We start from the raw sequence: 14,593 nt of genomic DNA, 5'->3' as shown, positions 1-14,593 counted from the left end.
GTGGGCCCAGCAGCAGCCATCCTCTAAGGAGTGCGTAACAGCTCACCCGCCGAGGCTGGGGGCCCCGAAGGATTGGTCGGGGCTCAAGCCGGCTGCCGAGACCCGAGTAGTGGGGCTCACTGAGCCTCACTAGGTAGGGGGGCGCTGCGGTGGGGCAGAAGGTGGGCCGTGAGGTCCACTGGACCCGCCGCAGGTGCAGATCCCGGCGGCAGTAACAGCGAAGAGGGGTGAGAATCCCCTCCGCCGGAAGGGCAAGGGTTTCCTGACAATGGTCGTCAGTCAGGAGTTAGCCGGTCCTAAGGCAGGGCCTAATAGGTACCTGCCGAAAGGGAAAGGGGTTAATATTCCCCTGCCTCCCCCGTAGGTGCGGTAACGCAAGCCGGGCTCCTGACGGATCGGGATAGGAGGAGTAGGGCAACCGCCCTACCCAAGCACTTAAGCCCCCGGAGAGCCGTAATGGTGAGAAGGGGGTGAAGGTGTGATGGGCCTTCCGTTAGGAGGGTTCCTCTGATTCCTGGTCCCCATGAAAAGGGAGCTCGGAGCGATCGGGGGAGACCGTACCTAGAACCGACACTGGTGCCCCTGGGTGAGAAGCCCAAGGCGTCTGGGGGGTAACCCAGGCTAGGGAACTCGGCAAATTAGCCCTGTACCTTCGGAAGAAGGGGTGCCTATCAGGGTCGCAAAACGGCCCTGATAGGTCGCAGTGACAAGGGGGACCTGACTGTTTAATAAAAACATAGGTCCCCGCTAGCCCGAAAGGGTGTGTACGGGGGCTAAATCCTGGCCACTGGCGGTCCGGTGAAACCCGGGTTCAACCGGGCGAAGCCCCGCTGAAGGCCGGGGGTAACTCTGACCCTCTTAAGGTAGCCAAATGCCTTGCCGGGTAAGTTCCGGCGCGCATGAATGGATCAACGCGGTCCCCGCTGTCCCAGCCTGGGGCCCCGTGAACGCCCTGAGCCGGTGCACAGTCCGGCAACTCCCTACACCGAGAGAAGACCCCGTAGAGCTTCACCGCAGCCTGGCATTGTCCTCCGGGCACTTATGCGTAGCGTAGGTGGGAGGGGTCGAACCCATCCCTTCGGGGGTGGGGGACCCGAAAGTGAAACACCACCCATGAGTGCTCGGAGGACTAACCCCGAAAGGGGAACAGTGTCAGGTGGGCGGTTCGGCTGGGGCGGCACTCCCGCGAAAGGATAACACGGGAGCCCAAAGGTCGGCTCAGGCGGTACAGAACGCCGCCGTAGAGTGCAAGGGCAAAAGCCGGCCTGACGAGGCCCTTCCAAGCACGGGGCCTCGACGCGAAAGCGCGGCCTAGCGAACGCTCGTGTCCCCACGTATGGGGGCCGGGCATGACAGAAAAGTTACCTCGGGGATAACAGGGTCGTCGCGGGCGAGAGCTCACATCGACCCCGCGGTTTGCTACATCGATGTCGGCTCTTCCCACCCTGGGGGTGCAGCTGCCCCCAAGGGTAGGGCTGCCCGCCCGTTAAAGGGGAGCGTGAGCTGGGTTTAGACCGTCGCGAGACAGGTCGGACTCTAAGGGTAGGGAGTGCGGACCGCCTGCGGGAAAGGAACCCCTAGTACGAGAGGAACAGGGTTCCGGGGCCTCCAGTTTACCGGTTGTCCGGTAGGGCACTGCCGGGCAGCCGCGCCCTGAGGGGTAACCGCTGAAAGCATCTAAGCGGGAACCCCTCCCCTAAAAGAGGCGGTCAGGCGGGTAACCGCCAGGGCTTCCCCTAGAAGAGGGGGTTGATGGGGTGGGGGTGTAAGCCCCGAGGCTTTCGCCGAGGGGTTCAGCCCGCCACTCCCAATCAGCCTAGCCCTTAAGTTTCCCTAGGCGGTTAAGCGAAAGTCGTCTGGTACCAGTCGAGAGCCCTACTAATTTTTACTACTAATTCTAGAATTAATATGATACGAAAAAAGTATGTGGGCACGGTTAAAGTTGGCGAGGTGAGGTATGGTAATATCCCCCTGAGTGTTTGGCTAAGGCTGGTTCTGTTATAATTGTCGATGTGTGTAGGTCGTTATAGGTATTCTGGTATTGGCTCTCTGTTTACTACTTCTGGTATAATCGGGGCTGGTTTGGGCGTGGGTAAGAGCTTGCTGAAAATGAGCTGTAGAGAGGGTTATGAGGAGGTGTAGGTTGAGAGTGAAGAAAAAGGGTTAAGTAATAAGCGGGGTGTAACCTAATTGTTAGTGATGTGAGGAGGGAAGAGGGGAGGTATTAAAATTAGGTGAACGTAGACAATATATCGTATTATTTTCCATTGTCCCAATTAGATTTAATTTCGGTCTTTTCTATTTCTCCTTTTCTTAAATATATTGTTTTATCAGCTGGTTCTTTTAGTAGGGTGTCGTGAGAGGCGTAAATTACGGTGCCTTTATATTCTTTTATCATATTTTTAACAAACTCGGAATTTTCTAAGTCTAAGTTAGAGGTAGGTTCGTCGAGTAGTAGTAATTTTGCTTCTGACGAGAAGGCTAAGGCTAACTTAAATAGTCTTCTTTGACCTGAGCTTAGTTGGTAAGGTTTTTTGTGAAGGGGCAAGTTGAACTTATTAATTAATTCCTCTACTTTATCAACGTTAAAATGCCTTATTGACGTTATGAATTTTAAGTTCTCCTTTAAGGTCAAATTCTCTAGAAATATTAAATATTCTTCTAACATGTACATTTTATCTTGCCTTAATTTTACATCGGGACTCTCACTGAATACTGTTACATATCCGGAATCGGGTTTTAGGACTCCGTAAATGAGATAAAGCAGGGTGGTTTTCCCAGACCCGTTAGGCCTTGGATTAGGACCTTTTCCTTTACACTGAAATTGACCTCAAGTTTGAAGTCATTAAATTTCTTTATAGCGTTTATTTTGACTACTTCACTCAATGCCCCTCACCTTTAAGAACTTATGTTGATTGGTATAGGCAGAGAATATTGTATAATATTCTATTAAGACTGAAGAGATTATTAGACCAGTAAGTGCTAATACGAAAGGATATGCTATGGATAGTGGGTACCAGTAGACGTCATATAAAATATAGTAACTTACGTAGATGAGTAACGGGATAGCCCCTATAACTAAAAACGGTGGTAGTAGTAGTTTAAAGCTTCTATTCTCTTCAACGCCATTAATTATAAATAGGGCTATAATATTAGAGAGTTTATTTCTAATTCTAAATATTAAAAGTAATGAGATAAGGATGTAGATAATTTCGATAATTATTAAGATTCTCATAATTTGCCCGAGGGGTACGTATGTGTTTGTGAAGGAGTATCTAAAAATGGTAATGGAAGTCCAGTCTGTTAGGGGTAAGCCTTCGTATTTGATACTAGATAAGAAATTGCTAAACTGTTGTAGTGCTGTTTCGTTGTGGCTAAGGATTATAACATTGTCTAATGCGGTTACTTCTTCAGTTAAGTTATGTAAAGGTATTATGGCGAAACCTTGTGCAGAAAAGAACGAATTATATAGCACTCCAACGACCTTTAAGGTAATACTACTTTTTCCTATATACGCGATAACACTCTCGCCGGCATGAATACCGAGTTTGTTCATTTCACCTTCAACTAAATATACTCCATATTCTGGGTATTTTCCAAATGCTACTGTACTTGAAATAGGAAAAATTTCCTTTGCTAAGCTCAGATTATTTACTGCGACTGCTTCTACTGCAGCTTCCCCATGTCCACTTCCTATGTATACGTACCCGAAGGGGACTAAAGAGTTATTACCGAATGACTTTTCTAACCTAATCGAGTACTAGTGAATTAATGCTAATGTTATTAAGATAAAGACTTAATACTGGGAAGTCACCATATTTTGATTTAGCTATTTGAAGTATTTCTAATCCGGTGAAATAAGAGAAGAAGAACAAATGTAGTACTGGAAGAAATAATATAAGAACTAGAAGAAAAATGGATAGATCTCTTATACTGCCTCTTGATAAGAATTGCTTAAAAATTTGCTTAAACATGTATTTTACTCACCCAGTTATAAATCATGTTATACATAGAATATTAATAGTAATGCCCTTAAGAACAATTTATCCTTTAATTTATATATTTTTATACTCACATTCCTCTATTAATTCTTTAATAAAATTAGGTATAAAAATTTTATTATATAGTCTATTTTACGGTATTAAATGATAATTTTCCTGTGTTTGAACTCTATTTTATTAATAATCTTATTTTTTTAAAACTTTTTAACATAAGAACCTTCTTGGTCCCTGTAGATGAATTAAATTTAGATTTAAAAAGAAAATAACTGATAAAAAAGGATGAAATGCCTTCCTTTATTAGCCTAACTAATCTAGCTAGGCAGATCTTATAACGTTAGTAAGCTTAGTTGGATTTTAAATGGTTAAGCATAGAGAAGGTTTTTGGTAAGATATTCATGCTAAACGTCATTAAATATGTAGAGGCTAAGGAATGCGTAGGAACACGTAATTTTAAGTTTAGACGAAGAATGGATTCATCATATAGTATAAGGAGTCTTTAAGATAAAGAGGTACTACATACTACCGCTATAACAGAACTGGGTTTACAACCGTGGGGGTGTACTTTATTAACGTTTTTATTATATCCATTAATTATCAGTGTTATTCTTCTACGTTATGTTATGAGTTCCGACTGCAATTGGTTCTTTTAGTTTTCTCAGTACAACATTACGTCTTTTTTGATGCTTATCATGTGCGACTTGTTTGCTTTATGACCGTGATAAACTATTATTTCTACAGACCATGTTTATGATAGGATCCCCGGGATTAAGAGGATAGACCCGAAGGACTTAGTGTAACATGTTTCGTTAGTTTGTTATACGTATTTTTTACTTAAGTGTAAGACCTCGTCGACGCCAAGGCCCTTTGCGAATTCCTCTACACCCTCCTCCGTAAGTTCGTACCTAAACGGCACATATGAAAGTTGTAAAATGTTCCCCTCTAGCTCGTTTATATAAGAGTTTACTAACCCCAGAAGCCCTCTCGCTGAGAACACTGGGGCCCCAATTAACATTTCATTGAACCCCTTTTCCAGTCCTACGTATTTGCACAGTGTGGGGTCTTTGATAAAGGCTTGGCATAACTCTATACTAGGAGGGTAGGGTAGGAGTAATTCGTTATCAGCTATCCCTACGAGGTAAGGGAAGGGAGGTCTTCTAGATGTGTACCGCATTGCTGTAAGTAAGCCGTCTGCTGTAAGTTTTCCTCCAGAAAAGTCGACCAGCTCTCCGGGGACTGTAGTCTCGAAGTCCGGTCTGGCTAAGAATTTAGGCGTGTAACTTACTACTATCCCAACAGGGGATGGACTGGTAGGAGTAGTAGTGCCTACCCATTCCTTTGAGAGCCTGATGGCTTTAACTCGTAGGACTATAATGTTTGACTTTGCCTCTCTGATCATCTTCCATAGGGGTGAGCTTTCGCTTCCGGAGGGGGAAAGGGTGAACTCTATAGACCCTTTAAAAGCGTGGAATGCTCTTCCTCCGGCCCAGTAATTTGATTTCCCTCCTATGTAATAGTAATTTCCCTCACTAGTACGTATAACTACACCGTGCCTTACCAGTTGGAACACGTTCTTTGTAGTAGATAAGGCCCTATCAGTGGAGGCTAAGGCGGGGTAAATACTGTAGCCTTGGTTACTTATTGCATATAATTCAGATAAGTCTATCTTTACGCCGGTCAATTTACTTAACAGTTCGTATTGCTTTTCCACGTTCTTTTTGTTGTCATGGCGGGTTATTTAAATTGCTTTAAGCGAACACAGAAGTAGTTATTCGGGTTTGCTTGTGATTTGGTATATTATGCACTCTACCGCGTTCTGGTAGATGTCATCTTCGTCTAACTTTTCAAAGTTTTGTGCCCCTACACACTCTTCCATATACTTTAGTACCTTATCATTTCTTGTCGCTCTCGCTAATTCCTTTATGCGTTTAATTACGTTTAGCGCTTTCTTAATATAAGGTCTGGCTTCATTGACCATTTGAGCTATGTTGTCCGACCATGTAACGTAGTTAATAATTGCGTCTGCAATTAGAGGTGGGATCCCGTATATTGTTGGTATTGCTCTTCCCTTTTTTGGTATGTCTTCAGGGGTTACGGGTTTGATGTCTGAGTAGTCTACTTCTTTACGTTTTCCCGTGTAGACTATTATTTTTGAGTGGTAATAGTATTTTTTAAGCCTATCCAAGGTGATGTATGGATACAGTATATAGTGTATGTTTTCTTTATTTTTGACGAAGTGTAATACTGTACCATAGCCATAAATATAGTCATCATAAGTAAATATCACCTCAAACTTATATAAATTAGTAAATATCTTGTCTATGTGACTTAATAGGTTTATGAGGCTTTCAATATGGTTTTTGCTCTTTATAATAAAAGTTACACTGTTCTCCTTACTTGACTTGTTTATTGAGTAAAAGTCACCTTCTTTGAGTAGTTTTCTTAGCTTATCCTCGTCTACTACAATATTCCCGTGAACGTCTACTAGCATACTGTTAATATGTCTAATTCTGATTTAAATTTTGTCAGGTTGAAGTTGTGTCTAACTACTTTCAATTAGCCTAGATATTCGCGTCCTCTATCAATATTAATAAGGGTAGTTAGGCTAAATTATATCTTATTAAAAGAGTTTTTATATAGTCAATATCGATATTTAAAATATGAGCGGGACTTCTCCTTTTCCAGTAGATGAGGAGTTTATTAGCAAATTGAACAGTTTATTAGGGAAGTTAGGTCTACCAATAACTATAGCAATTGGCTATGCAATAGTAAGGGAGACAACGAATTGTACTGCAGTAGGGATAAAAAACTTGTTAACTCAAGGGGGGATTCAGCAGTTCGAAATATACCCGGCATTAGCGGTTAGCGGTAGGGTGTCTAAAAGGGCAAAAAACATTTTCCAGGTTATTAGGCACGGTGTAGTTATACGTACTAGGGAGGGTAATTACTATTACATAGGAGGGAAATCAAATTACTGGATCGGTGGGAGGTCACTTCACGTGTTTCAAGGGTCAACTGAATTTATATTAAGTCCTGACGAGGGGTCACCGATATGGGAGTTAATTAGGACTGCTCAGTCAAATATTATAGTCTTGCAAGTTAAGGGGATAAGGATCTCTAGGCAGTGGGTGAGCCCGAAACCGCCGGTAGACTGCAGTGAGGTTATAGTGGGGCCATTACTTGACTGGATAGAGAGTACAGGGAGGGGGGGGCTATAATAGCTAATTATGTACCGGCATTCACATCTCGTTCATTCATAGATACGGATATTCCAGGGCTTCTTATATATCTCTCTGGAGGGCATTTAACAGCAGATCCATTATTGAAGTTATTACAGTCAGTAACAAGTTATCCGCCTTATCCCTATTTCGCTATCTTAACTCCGATACCCCCTAATATTAGTGATGTTCCCCCTAATATTGCCAATATAGCCAGAGTGCTCTTCACGCTATTCCCCGCGAGTTTAGACGAGGGTTTGTGTAATTTTATCTTATTAGGCTCTCAAAATCTCTGCAGCCTTTTATCTTCAAACACTTCTTATAACGAAATGCTTGTCGGGGCACCGGTGTTTTCAGCGTACTCGTGTGCTAGTGGTTGTAAAAGGGTCGGGCTTGTTGGCTTTATATACTCGTTGAACGAGAACTTGTTACAGCAACTAACCGGGGATAAGTTCCCATTGGCTCCCCTGTTCTTCGTCCCTAGGCCTTCTACTGTGGACGGTGAGTATACAGACCAAGCTGTGGAAGAATATGCTAACATGTTGGGTGTTGGGGACATATTGTCCTTGAGCAAGAAGTACGAAACGGGTGCGGAAAGTGCTATCGGTATTATTATGACTAAGTATGGTGTGAGTAAGGCTATTGCAGATGCTGTTATTAACTATATTCTTTGGAGTGAGGACGTAGACGAGATTGTTAAGGAGGCAGAGCCTTATGTGTTGAAGGTTAAGAAGGCCGTGGAGGTCGCTAAGAATAAACTTCAGACTTTATTGCCGGAGTATTTAAGGGGGTTGGGTGCGCCTAGGGGGATGATCGAGTACTGTATGGGGATCCTTGACTCCTTGATCGACGACTGTATATACGAAGTAGATGTGTCTGATTCGGAGAGCGATATTGCAAGTGATCTAGTTAGCTGTGTGATTGAAAAAGCACAAAGTCAGTGTTTGTCTTAATGGAGATGGGGGGGGGTCTAAAAGTAAATTATGTCCCCAATGAGGTACTGGATTAGGGGTGGCTCGGGCGTTTCAATAGGACAATATAGGGTATAAACACGATGAAGTACTTCATAACTTATAGGAGATAGCTACACTGCTTCCGCACTCCCTAACTATTTATAGGCCTTATAACTACCACTCTATCGTGGAGGAAAGGCTTAATTCCCTGATTTCAGAACTCCTTACAGCTATCGGAGAGATGGAGAAAATCACTTCTCTACCGATTAACGAATTTTATTCCTCATTAACCAACCGTTTCTCCTTAAGGTACTCTGTATCTCTTTCAGTAGAATCGGCATTTAATATTGCAGTGATAATTTTGGAAAAGTGTTTTAATGAAATGGTTGATGGGTATAAGGACGCGTTTGATAAACTTTACGCCCACGGGTTAATGACTAGGGACGTTTCAGAAGGGCTAAAGAAAATTTCAGCTATGAGGAACATAATAATCCATCGATACTGGGCTGTGGACGATATCAGAATATATAACGAGTGTAAGGAATGGGTTATTAAAACTCTACGCGAGTTCGTAAATGAGGTGAAAAGTTTTGAGTGTGACCCACAAAATCCCCTTTGATGAAAGGGAGAAAATCCTAGAGGAAATTAAGAGGTTACTCTTTGAGAAAAAGGAAATATTGTTAGCGATCGTTTACGGGGGTTTTGTACAGTCTCCCGTTTTCAGGGACATAGACATAGGGGTTTACACGGGGTATAAGGTATCATGGAGGGACTCATGGCTATATGCCGATGATTTAAATGATGAAATTGAAAAACTAACCAAGATCAAAGGGGACGTCAAGTTTATAGAATATGCACCAGTAAAGTTTAAAATAATCATGCTTAGGGGGAAACTACTCTTTGAAAGGGAGTGTTGTTTAAGAGCAATGCTATACGCCTCGTACCTTGAGGACTACATGGATATAGAGACTGTAAAGACGTTGTTACCTAAATAGTTTATCTATGTCGAACCTTATTACTACACTATTTTGTTATACCTTTTCCTAAAACGGTCCTGGAGTTTGGGTCTCACTCCCGTAAAACGGGGACTCCCCGAGTTTATCTAACTTGGCAATAACGACTTCGTATGCGTTTTTCCTATTGGCATAACCAGGGGGAAGCCTACTTACGTGAGATAAGATGAATAATATTAAAGTTTTCTATTTAATTTAGGAGTGTGGACATAGTGCAGTCATTAAGCTATTTGTATTTGTATAATGAGTATTACTTATGGGTAGGAACGGTAATTAGCCATGACATAGCTTGTCCCTCTTGTGGTAGTCACCACGTCGTTAAATGCGGTAAGCCTCTGGGTAGGCAGAGGTTTCTATGTAGGGATTGCGGTAAGTATTTCCTCGGTGATGCGACATACCACCACTCCAAAGAGTTGAGGGAGGAGGCTTTGAGGATGGCTAATGGCATGAGTATGAGGGCTATTTTGGAGCGCTTAATGTGCCTTTGGGTACTGTTTTTACTTGGGTAAAGAGTCATGGTGGGCAGGAGTAGGAGGAGGTCGTGGACTTGTGGAGTAGGGCTAAATAGTTGGTCAAGGGTAAGGTCGTTACTGTTGACGAGGTGTGGACGTACTTGCACAGAGACTAGGGCTTTCAACAAGTGGGCCTTTACTTGTTACGTGTACACGAGTCTCGGGCTTTACTCTGTGGGTGATAGGGACGAGGATACTTTTCGTGAGGTCAAGGACCACTTGCCTGACGACGGTGGGTTAGCGGTGATTACGACGTTTACTTTTGGTTAAAGGACCACACGGTAGTCTTAACCATAACCCCCACGAGTCCTTTCACTTAGGGGTAGGCTTTTACGTTTCAAGAGGGCTACTAAGGCCGTTAACAGGAGTATAAACATGGTGAAGTATTCCATAGCGCTGGTCTTGTGGAAGAGAAGGCTAGTCCCAGAATTTGTAGCTTAATGATAGCACTATGACCACACTTACTTGACGTATAGTTAACAGTTAAAATAGCTTAATAGGACAAACTGAAACTTCCAATGGACCTATGAACTACCCACACGTCAATGCCTCTAAAAACCTGGGTCTGTAGCAGTTGGGAGGATGTGGTCTGTGACGGTATGGGAGTTCTCGCCAGCAACGGGTGAAGAGGGATTGAGGCCTACACAGTGGAATTGTTTCACCATGTAAAATATATATACTAAAATTATCTAGATAGAGTTATATGGTAAAGCAAGTCAGCCCTAAGAGATATGTCCTTGGCTTCTATTTAGGGGCTATTGCCTATTTCGCTGTAGGGTTACTGTTGTGGAAGGCCTCTAATAGTGTAGTCCCTTTATTTGCGCTTCCCTTAATTTCCATACTCACGATAGGGTTAGGTGCCTATATTAACAGCAAGATCCCTAAAAATGCGTTGTACCCGGTCTATATAGGCGGTAATGGAAACCACTGGTACTTTGTTAGCACAGAAGGACTATATAAAGACAAAAATTTGGTATTGAGCTGGAGTGATGTAGCGGGTTTAAATGTTTTGGAGAGCCGGACTTATAAGCCCGAGAACGGACAAGGGAAACCTGTAGTGACTATGCGTATGGTCTCTAAAGACATATATACTATCGGTACCTTAGAAATAACTACTAAGGACGGAAGGAGGTTTGTACTCGAAGACATCATCAACCCTGACCAGACTGTTAATTTCATAAAGAGGAACTATTTGGAGATGTTGTGAGGTGGGGGGGGGGGGACGTTAAGGCATTCGTTGTAGGTCGGGATGTTTTGTCTTGAATTAGTATAATTCATAGATAAATAACAGAGTAAATTCAAAATTATTCTCTATAAACTAAGTTATAGACCCGTAGTCTCACGTTTTTGTGCGTATTATGCATTAATATTACAATGTATATATTTAATAGTCACCCTTATCATAATTGGATAAATGGGGATCGCAAAAGGGACTCGCCCGAGAAGGCGGTTAAACCAAAATTGGTCACGTTTTAAGGTAAAGAAAGTGACGTGTGGCTTGATAGCCGTATATAAAATTCACGTACGGTTTATCGTAAAATGGGGAAGGGACTAGTTAGTTTATATTAGTATCATCCCTTTTTCTACCACGCATTTACCGTAATCGTAAATTATATCGTTTATAATGTTCTCAGCGTCTTTATCGGAAATCCTGACTTCGTTTACCGTCCCGGTGTCTTCGAAACACACATACTCTAACATCCGGGTGTAGCAGAGGACTTTCTTAGCACCTTCGTGGTAGAACCTTATGAGTTTTAGCCCGCTCTTCTCGATATACCCACTATCAGTTTCGATCTTGGTCACTTGTTGGAAGTGTTTCTTTAACACGTCTTTTGGCTTTTCTTGTAACGAGATCATCGCCGACACGAGGTTGAACGGTGTGACCCACGGCGGTAGGGGTAAGTTAACCGGTGCGTTGAGTAGGGGTTTTTGCAGTACCGATGCGAGTATGTGTACCCCGTTTAGTGTCTTTTCCGTGACTTTGACCTCTCTGTCTAGTACCGAGAAGTCGTAGACCACCCCTTCGTTGCTTACTGATAATATAGGGTACTTGTCCTCCCTAATTATGTTCTTTATCGCTGAGTACAGGAACGACTTTACGTCGGCCAGGTTTATCTCCTTTGAAGGCAAGTAGGCGTTTTTCCCGGTGATCTTATAATACGGTGTGTCTAGGGAGAACCTCTCTATCGTGTCACCGTTTATCTTCATGAACGCTTCGCTGTTGGTTATGTTCTCTTTTACTTCTATCACGTCGTAGCCGTAGCTCACTTGGGAGTTGAGTATTTTTAGGGCGAACACAACATTTCTCTAAATTTCTAAATTTAAATATTTACTGTGTTAACGGGTCTAGTATATTTTCCAGGCTAAGGAGGAACTTATATGCGGGCAAGACCTTTACCCCTTCTATTTCCCCTTCTTGTCCAAACGTGAGTATTAATGCAGTGTCAAAAGTAGCGTACTTTCTGAATACCTTAACCCCCTTTACCTCCCTTTCCTTGTTTTCGTTTAACTCGTATGTGACTTGTATCGGTACTATTTTCCTCCCGTTCTTTATCACCACGTCCACCTCCGAGTCCCCCGATGACCAGTAATATATCTCATAAAACTTGTCCAACGCGTATTTGTGTAAGTGCTGTACTACTAACGTCTCAAACGCCCTCCCTAAAGACGCTGTGGAAAAGTATTTCAGGAAGCCGTTATCTATTACATAGACCTTCCTCGGTGAGTTTTCGACTGCCTTGGGTGATACTGAGTAGTTTTTGAGGAAAAAGATTAGGTATGATTTCTCTAAGTACTCTGAATACCTCTCCACTGTCTTCACCGGTATTTTAAGGAACTTTGATACGCTGTTATACGTTACCTTTGACGCGGATGAAGAGATGTAAAACTTGGCTAAAGTCCTCACTTTTTCCTCACTCCTCAGGCCGTATCTGTTGACCACGTCTTTAACGACTATTGTGTCGAAATATGAGTGGATTAGTTCTGCCCTGACTTCTGGGTGTAAGACTACGTCCGGAAAGCCACCGTACTCTATCATCTCCGCAAGGGTCCCCTTTATTACGTCAAGTCTCTTTGCCAATTCCAACGTATTGTCTACCCTTATCCCCTTAAACCTCAACAGCTCTTTAAACGACAGTGGGGTTACCCTTACTTCTACGTGTCTACCTGAGAGGAGTGACGTGAACTCCTAGCTCAGGAGTTTTGCAGATGAGCCGGTGACTATTATCCTTGCCTCATCCCTCTCTTCTAACCCCCTCACAAACCTTTCCCAGCCCTCTACTTCCTGTGCCTCGTCGATAACTAGAAAGGTTAGTCCCTTACCCTTTTTTACGTAGGTCAGGTAGAGGTCGTAGACTTTGAGCAATAGTTCGTAGTTTGGGTTTACCAACCTCTCGTCATCAAGCCTGATAATTAGTGTGTCTTCCGGTTTTACGCCTTTTTCTACTATTAACTTTTTTACCACTTGTCTTGCTATGAAGGACTTCCCTGCCCTCCTTATCCCGGATACCGCTACGACCTTTACGTTTTCCAAGAGTTTTAATATTCTCCTTCTATAACAATCCCTTTCTACCCCTACGTTAGGCTCTTTTTCTCCCCAAAAGTTCCACTCTGACATTATCTTTAGTAGTTCCTCGTCCACGTTGTGGTATATGTATCTCCATGTAATAAGTTTGTTATTTGTGACAAATTAAGTAGGGGTTAGTTTGTCATATGTGACAAACCCATCGGTGGTTTCGCTTACGTTGGATCTAGTAGTTTATGTTGACTTTGGACATTTCCTTTGTAAGAAACCTATAGAATTATGGGGTAGACTTATAGAGTTCATCGGTAATCTCCACGTTTTAAAACGGTTATATTTTCTTTTTTTTAAAAAAAAAACCAGAAATATAACTTAGTATACTTAGTCAGGCATTATAGGACAAGACGTCGTCCTTCTGCCCGGAGAATATGTACGTTTTATACCAAAGTACTCTTGCCCTTTATTAACCGACCGAGTATAATCAAAACAAATGATTTATTTTCTCCGGTATATGTAGTCTACTAGAGTATAAATCTCGTATTTTCTCTAGAATTGATAACCTTTTCTATTGACTTATACTATGGTAATTGGATGACGTGTCTTCCATCGTCGGGACGAGGTTAAGGATGGGTCTGGGATCCGAGTGCCTCCTTTTCCCTCCACCGTGCTGGCTCTTTTTGTTAAAAGGCATAACTTTATATGTATAAAATTTTACCTAACATTAATTTAATACTGTAAACGGGCATTAGACCTTATGGAAAAAGCTACATTAGGCGGCGGGTGTTTTTGGTGTACCGAAGCGGTCTTCTCTAGGGTCAAGGGAGTAATAGACGTTAGGCCGGGATATTCAGGCGGTCGAGTGCCTGAGGATAATATTAAGCGGCACCCTTCAGATAGCAACTATTGATAAAATAATGTGAGAAAAGCCTAAAAATACGTCAGATACTATTTCGATAGGACATTGCATTAACGGTATATCCTGCACTATGGTTTTTCCAAGGGCTTAACTTCTTGTAATGGTATCGGTAGATAGGAAACGATAAAAACTTTTTATATTTTTATAGGGATTATAAATAGCTTTTTATGAATACTTAAAAGCTATATCATCATTATTTCTAAAAAAATATTAAAGGCAGTATGTTAAAAATATTAAAGGTGAATTGTAAGTTAAATACTAATGACAAAAAGAGTAAAATCTATGGAAAATGTGGTGCAAATAGAACCAATATGTGAAGAAATATATCGCTATCCAGAAATAAGGGTGGCGTATGAAATAGTATGTGGAGCTGGGCCAAGTCCGTCATGGACTGATTTATATAGTTCATGCTCTGGTATACGCGATTTTGAAATTCTGAAGTAATTGAGTAAAGACGTCCTAG

15 protein-coding genes, 1 rRNA gene and 1 pseudogene (1 of these 17 only partly in view) are annotated in these 14,593 nt (G+C 42.4%); 9 read left to right on the top strand and 8 right to left on the bottom strand.

Annotation, left to right across the window (positions count from 1 at the left end):
• Nucleotides 1-1,831: ribosomal RNA gene (locus KN1_RS11880) — 23S ribosomal RNA — on the top strand (it extends 1,196 nt beyond the left edge of the window).
• Nucleotides 1,832-2,257: 426 nt separating this feature from the next.
• Here the strand turns inward: KN1_RS11880 and KN1_RS11875 are convergent.
• The 5 genes from KN1_RS11875 to KN1_RS11860 form a co-directional block, all read right to left on the bottom strand.
• On the bottom strand, nt 2,258-2,755 hold the full coding sequence (locus KN1_RS11875) for an ATP-binding cassette domain-containing protein (protein WP_258712652.1): 498 nt from the start codon (nt 2,753-2,755) through the stop codon (nt 2,258-2,260).
• Nucleotides 2,740-2,886 carry a hypothetical protein gene (locus KN1_RS14825; RefSeq protein ID WP_225905685.1) on the bottom strand — a complete coding sequence of 49 codons (147 nt, stop codon included), beginning with the start codon at nt 2,884-2,886 and terminating at the stop codon, nt 2,740-2,742. The genes KN1_RS11875 and KN1_RS14825 overlap by 16 nt, the downstream gene beginning before the upstream one ends.
• Nucleotides 2,879-3,556, bottom strand: a complete 678-nt coding sequence (locus tag KN1_RS14820) for a hypothetical protein (protein WP_225905684.1) — start codon at nt 3,554-3,556, stop codon at nt 2,879-2,881. The genes KN1_RS14825 and KN1_RS14820 overlap by 8 nt, the downstream gene beginning before the upstream one ends.
• A gap of 1,259 nt (nt 3,557-4,815) precedes the next feature.
• Nucleotides 4,816-5,709: a hypothetical protein gene (locus KN1_RS11865; protein ID WP_221287865.1), complete on the bottom strand. Its 894-nt coding sequence runs from the start codon at nt 5,707-5,709 to the stop codon at nt 4,816-4,818.
• 57 nt (nt 5,710-5,766) lie between these two features.
• Complete coding sequence (locus KN1_RS11860; protein ID WP_221287864.1) at nt 5,767-6,489, bottom strand: hypothetical protein; 723 nt, start codon at nt 6,487-6,489, stop codon at nt 5,767-5,769.
• A gap of 169 nt (nt 6,490-6,658) precedes the next feature.
• Between KN1_RS11860 and KN1_RS11855 the strand changes: the two genes are divergently transcribed.
• The 6 genes and pseudogenes from KN1_RS11855 to KN1_RS11830 all read left to right on the top strand — a co-directional run bounded on the left by KN1_RS11855 (nt 6,659) and on the right by KN1_RS11830 (nt 10,901).
• A complete protein-coding gene (locus tag KN1_RS11855) occupies nt 6,659-7,216 on the top strand; it encodes a hypothetical protein (protein ID WP_221287863.1) in 558 nt (185 codons plus the stop codon).
• Between the two features lie 104 nt (nt 7,217-7,320).
• A complete protein-coding gene (locus KN1_RS11850) occupies nt 7,321-8,169 on the top strand; it encodes a hypothetical protein (protein WP_221287862.1) in 849 nt (282 codons plus the stop codon).
• Between the two features lie 187 nt (nt 8,170-8,356).
• The gene (locus KN1_RS11845) at nt 8,357-8,788 is read left to right on the top strand and encodes a DUF86 domain-containing protein (RefSeq protein WP_221287861.1); all 432 of its coding nucleotides are present in this window, start codon (nt 8,357-8,359) and stop codon (nt 8,786-8,788) included.
• A complete protein-coding gene (locus KN1_RS11840) occupies nt 8,766-9,164 on the top strand; it encodes a nucleotidyltransferase domain-containing protein (protein ID WP_225905831.1) in 399 nt (132 codons plus the stop codon). The genes KN1_RS11845 and KN1_RS11840 overlap by 23 nt, the downstream gene beginning before the upstream one ends.
• Nucleotides 9,165-9,418: 254 nt before the next feature.
• Nucleotides 9,419-10,135, top strand: a pseudogene (locus tag KN1_RS11835) (IS1/IS1595 family N-terminal zinc-binding domain-containing protein).
• A 262-nt stretch (nt 10,136-10,397) separates the two neighbouring features.
• On the top strand, nt 10,398-10,901 hold the full coding sequence (locus KN1_RS11830) for a hypothetical protein (protein ID WP_221287859.1): 504 nt from the start codon (nt 10,398-10,400) through the stop codon (nt 10,899-10,901).
• 353 nt (nt 10,902-11,254) lie between these two features.
• On the opposite strand, the gene KN1_RS11825 is transcribed toward KN1_RS11830, so the two are convergent.
• The 3 genes from KN1_RS11825 to KN1_RS14810 all read right to left on the bottom strand — a co-directional run bounded on the left by KN1_RS11825 (nt 11,255) and on the right by KN1_RS14810 (nt 13,334).
• Complete coding sequence (locus tag KN1_RS11825) at nt 11,255-11,992, bottom strand: hypothetical protein (RefSeq protein ID WP_221287858.1); 738 nt, start codon at nt 11,990-11,992, stop codon at nt 11,255-11,257.
• A 31-nt stretch (nt 11,993-12,023) separates the two neighbouring features.
• A complete protein-coding gene (locus KN1_RS14815; protein ID WP_225905683.1) occupies nt 12,024-12,812 on the bottom strand; it encodes an ATP-binding protein in 789 nt (262 codons plus the stop codon).
• A gap of 69 nt (nt 12,813-12,881) precedes the next feature.
• Nucleotides 12,882-13,334, bottom strand: coding sequence for an ATP-binding protein (locus KN1_RS14810; protein WP_225905682.1), 453 nt, complete (start codon nt 13,332-13,334; stop codon nt 12,882-12,884).
• A gap of 634 nt (nt 13,335-13,968) precedes the next feature.
• On the opposite strand from KN1_RS14810, the gene KN1_RS11815 reads away from it, so the two are divergent.
• Entirely contained in the window at nt 13,969-14,121 is a 153-nt protein-coding gene (locus tag KN1_RS11815) for a peptide-methionine (S)-S-oxide reductase (RefSeq protein ID WP_225905681.1), read from the top strand.
• 270 nt (nt 14,122-14,391) lie between these two features.
• Nucleotides 14,392-14,574 carry a hypothetical protein gene (locus KN1_RS11810; RefSeq protein ID WP_221287857.1) on the top strand — a complete coding sequence of 61 codons (183 nt, stop codon included), beginning with the start codon at nt 14,392-14,394 and terminating at the stop codon, nt 14,572-14,574.
• Nucleotides 14,575-14,593 lie beyond the last annotated feature (19 nt).

Source organism: Stygiolobus caldivivus (assembly GCF_019704315.1).
Classification (GTDB): domain Archaea; phylum Thermoproteota; class Thermoprotei_A; order Sulfolobales; family Sulfolobaceae; genus Stygiolobus; species Stygiolobus caldivivus.
Note: the sequence above shows the minus strand (reverse complement) of the source record. Positions and strands in the feature narration are given on the sequence as shown.

Bases quoted from the DNA above. Each gene is read 5' to 3' on its own strand.
- KN1_RS14820 (WP_225905684.1), bottom strand. From the start codon at position 3,556: ATGAACAAACTCGGTATTCATGCCGGCGAGAGTGTTATCGCGTATATA.
- KN1_RS11860 (WP_221287864.1), bottom strand. From the start codon at position 6,489: ATGCTAGTAGACGTTCACGGGAATATTGTAGTAGACGAGGATAAGCTA.
- KN1_RS11855 (WP_221287863.1), top strand. From the start codon at position 6,659: ATGAGCGGGACTTCTCCTTTTCCAGTAGATGAGGAGTTTATTAGCAAA.
- KN1_RS11830 (WP_221287859.1), top strand. From the start codon at position 10,398: ATGGTAAAGCAAGTCAGCCCTAAGAGATATGTCCTTGGCTTCTATTTA.
- KN1_RS11815 (WP_225905681.1), top strand. From the start codon at position 13,969: ATGGAAAAAGCTACATTAGGCGGCGGGTGTTTTTGGTGTACCGAAGCG.
- KN1_RS11810 (WP_221287857.1), top strand. From the start codon at position 14,392: ATGACAAAAAGAGTAAAATCTATGGAAAATGTGGTGCAAATAGAACCA.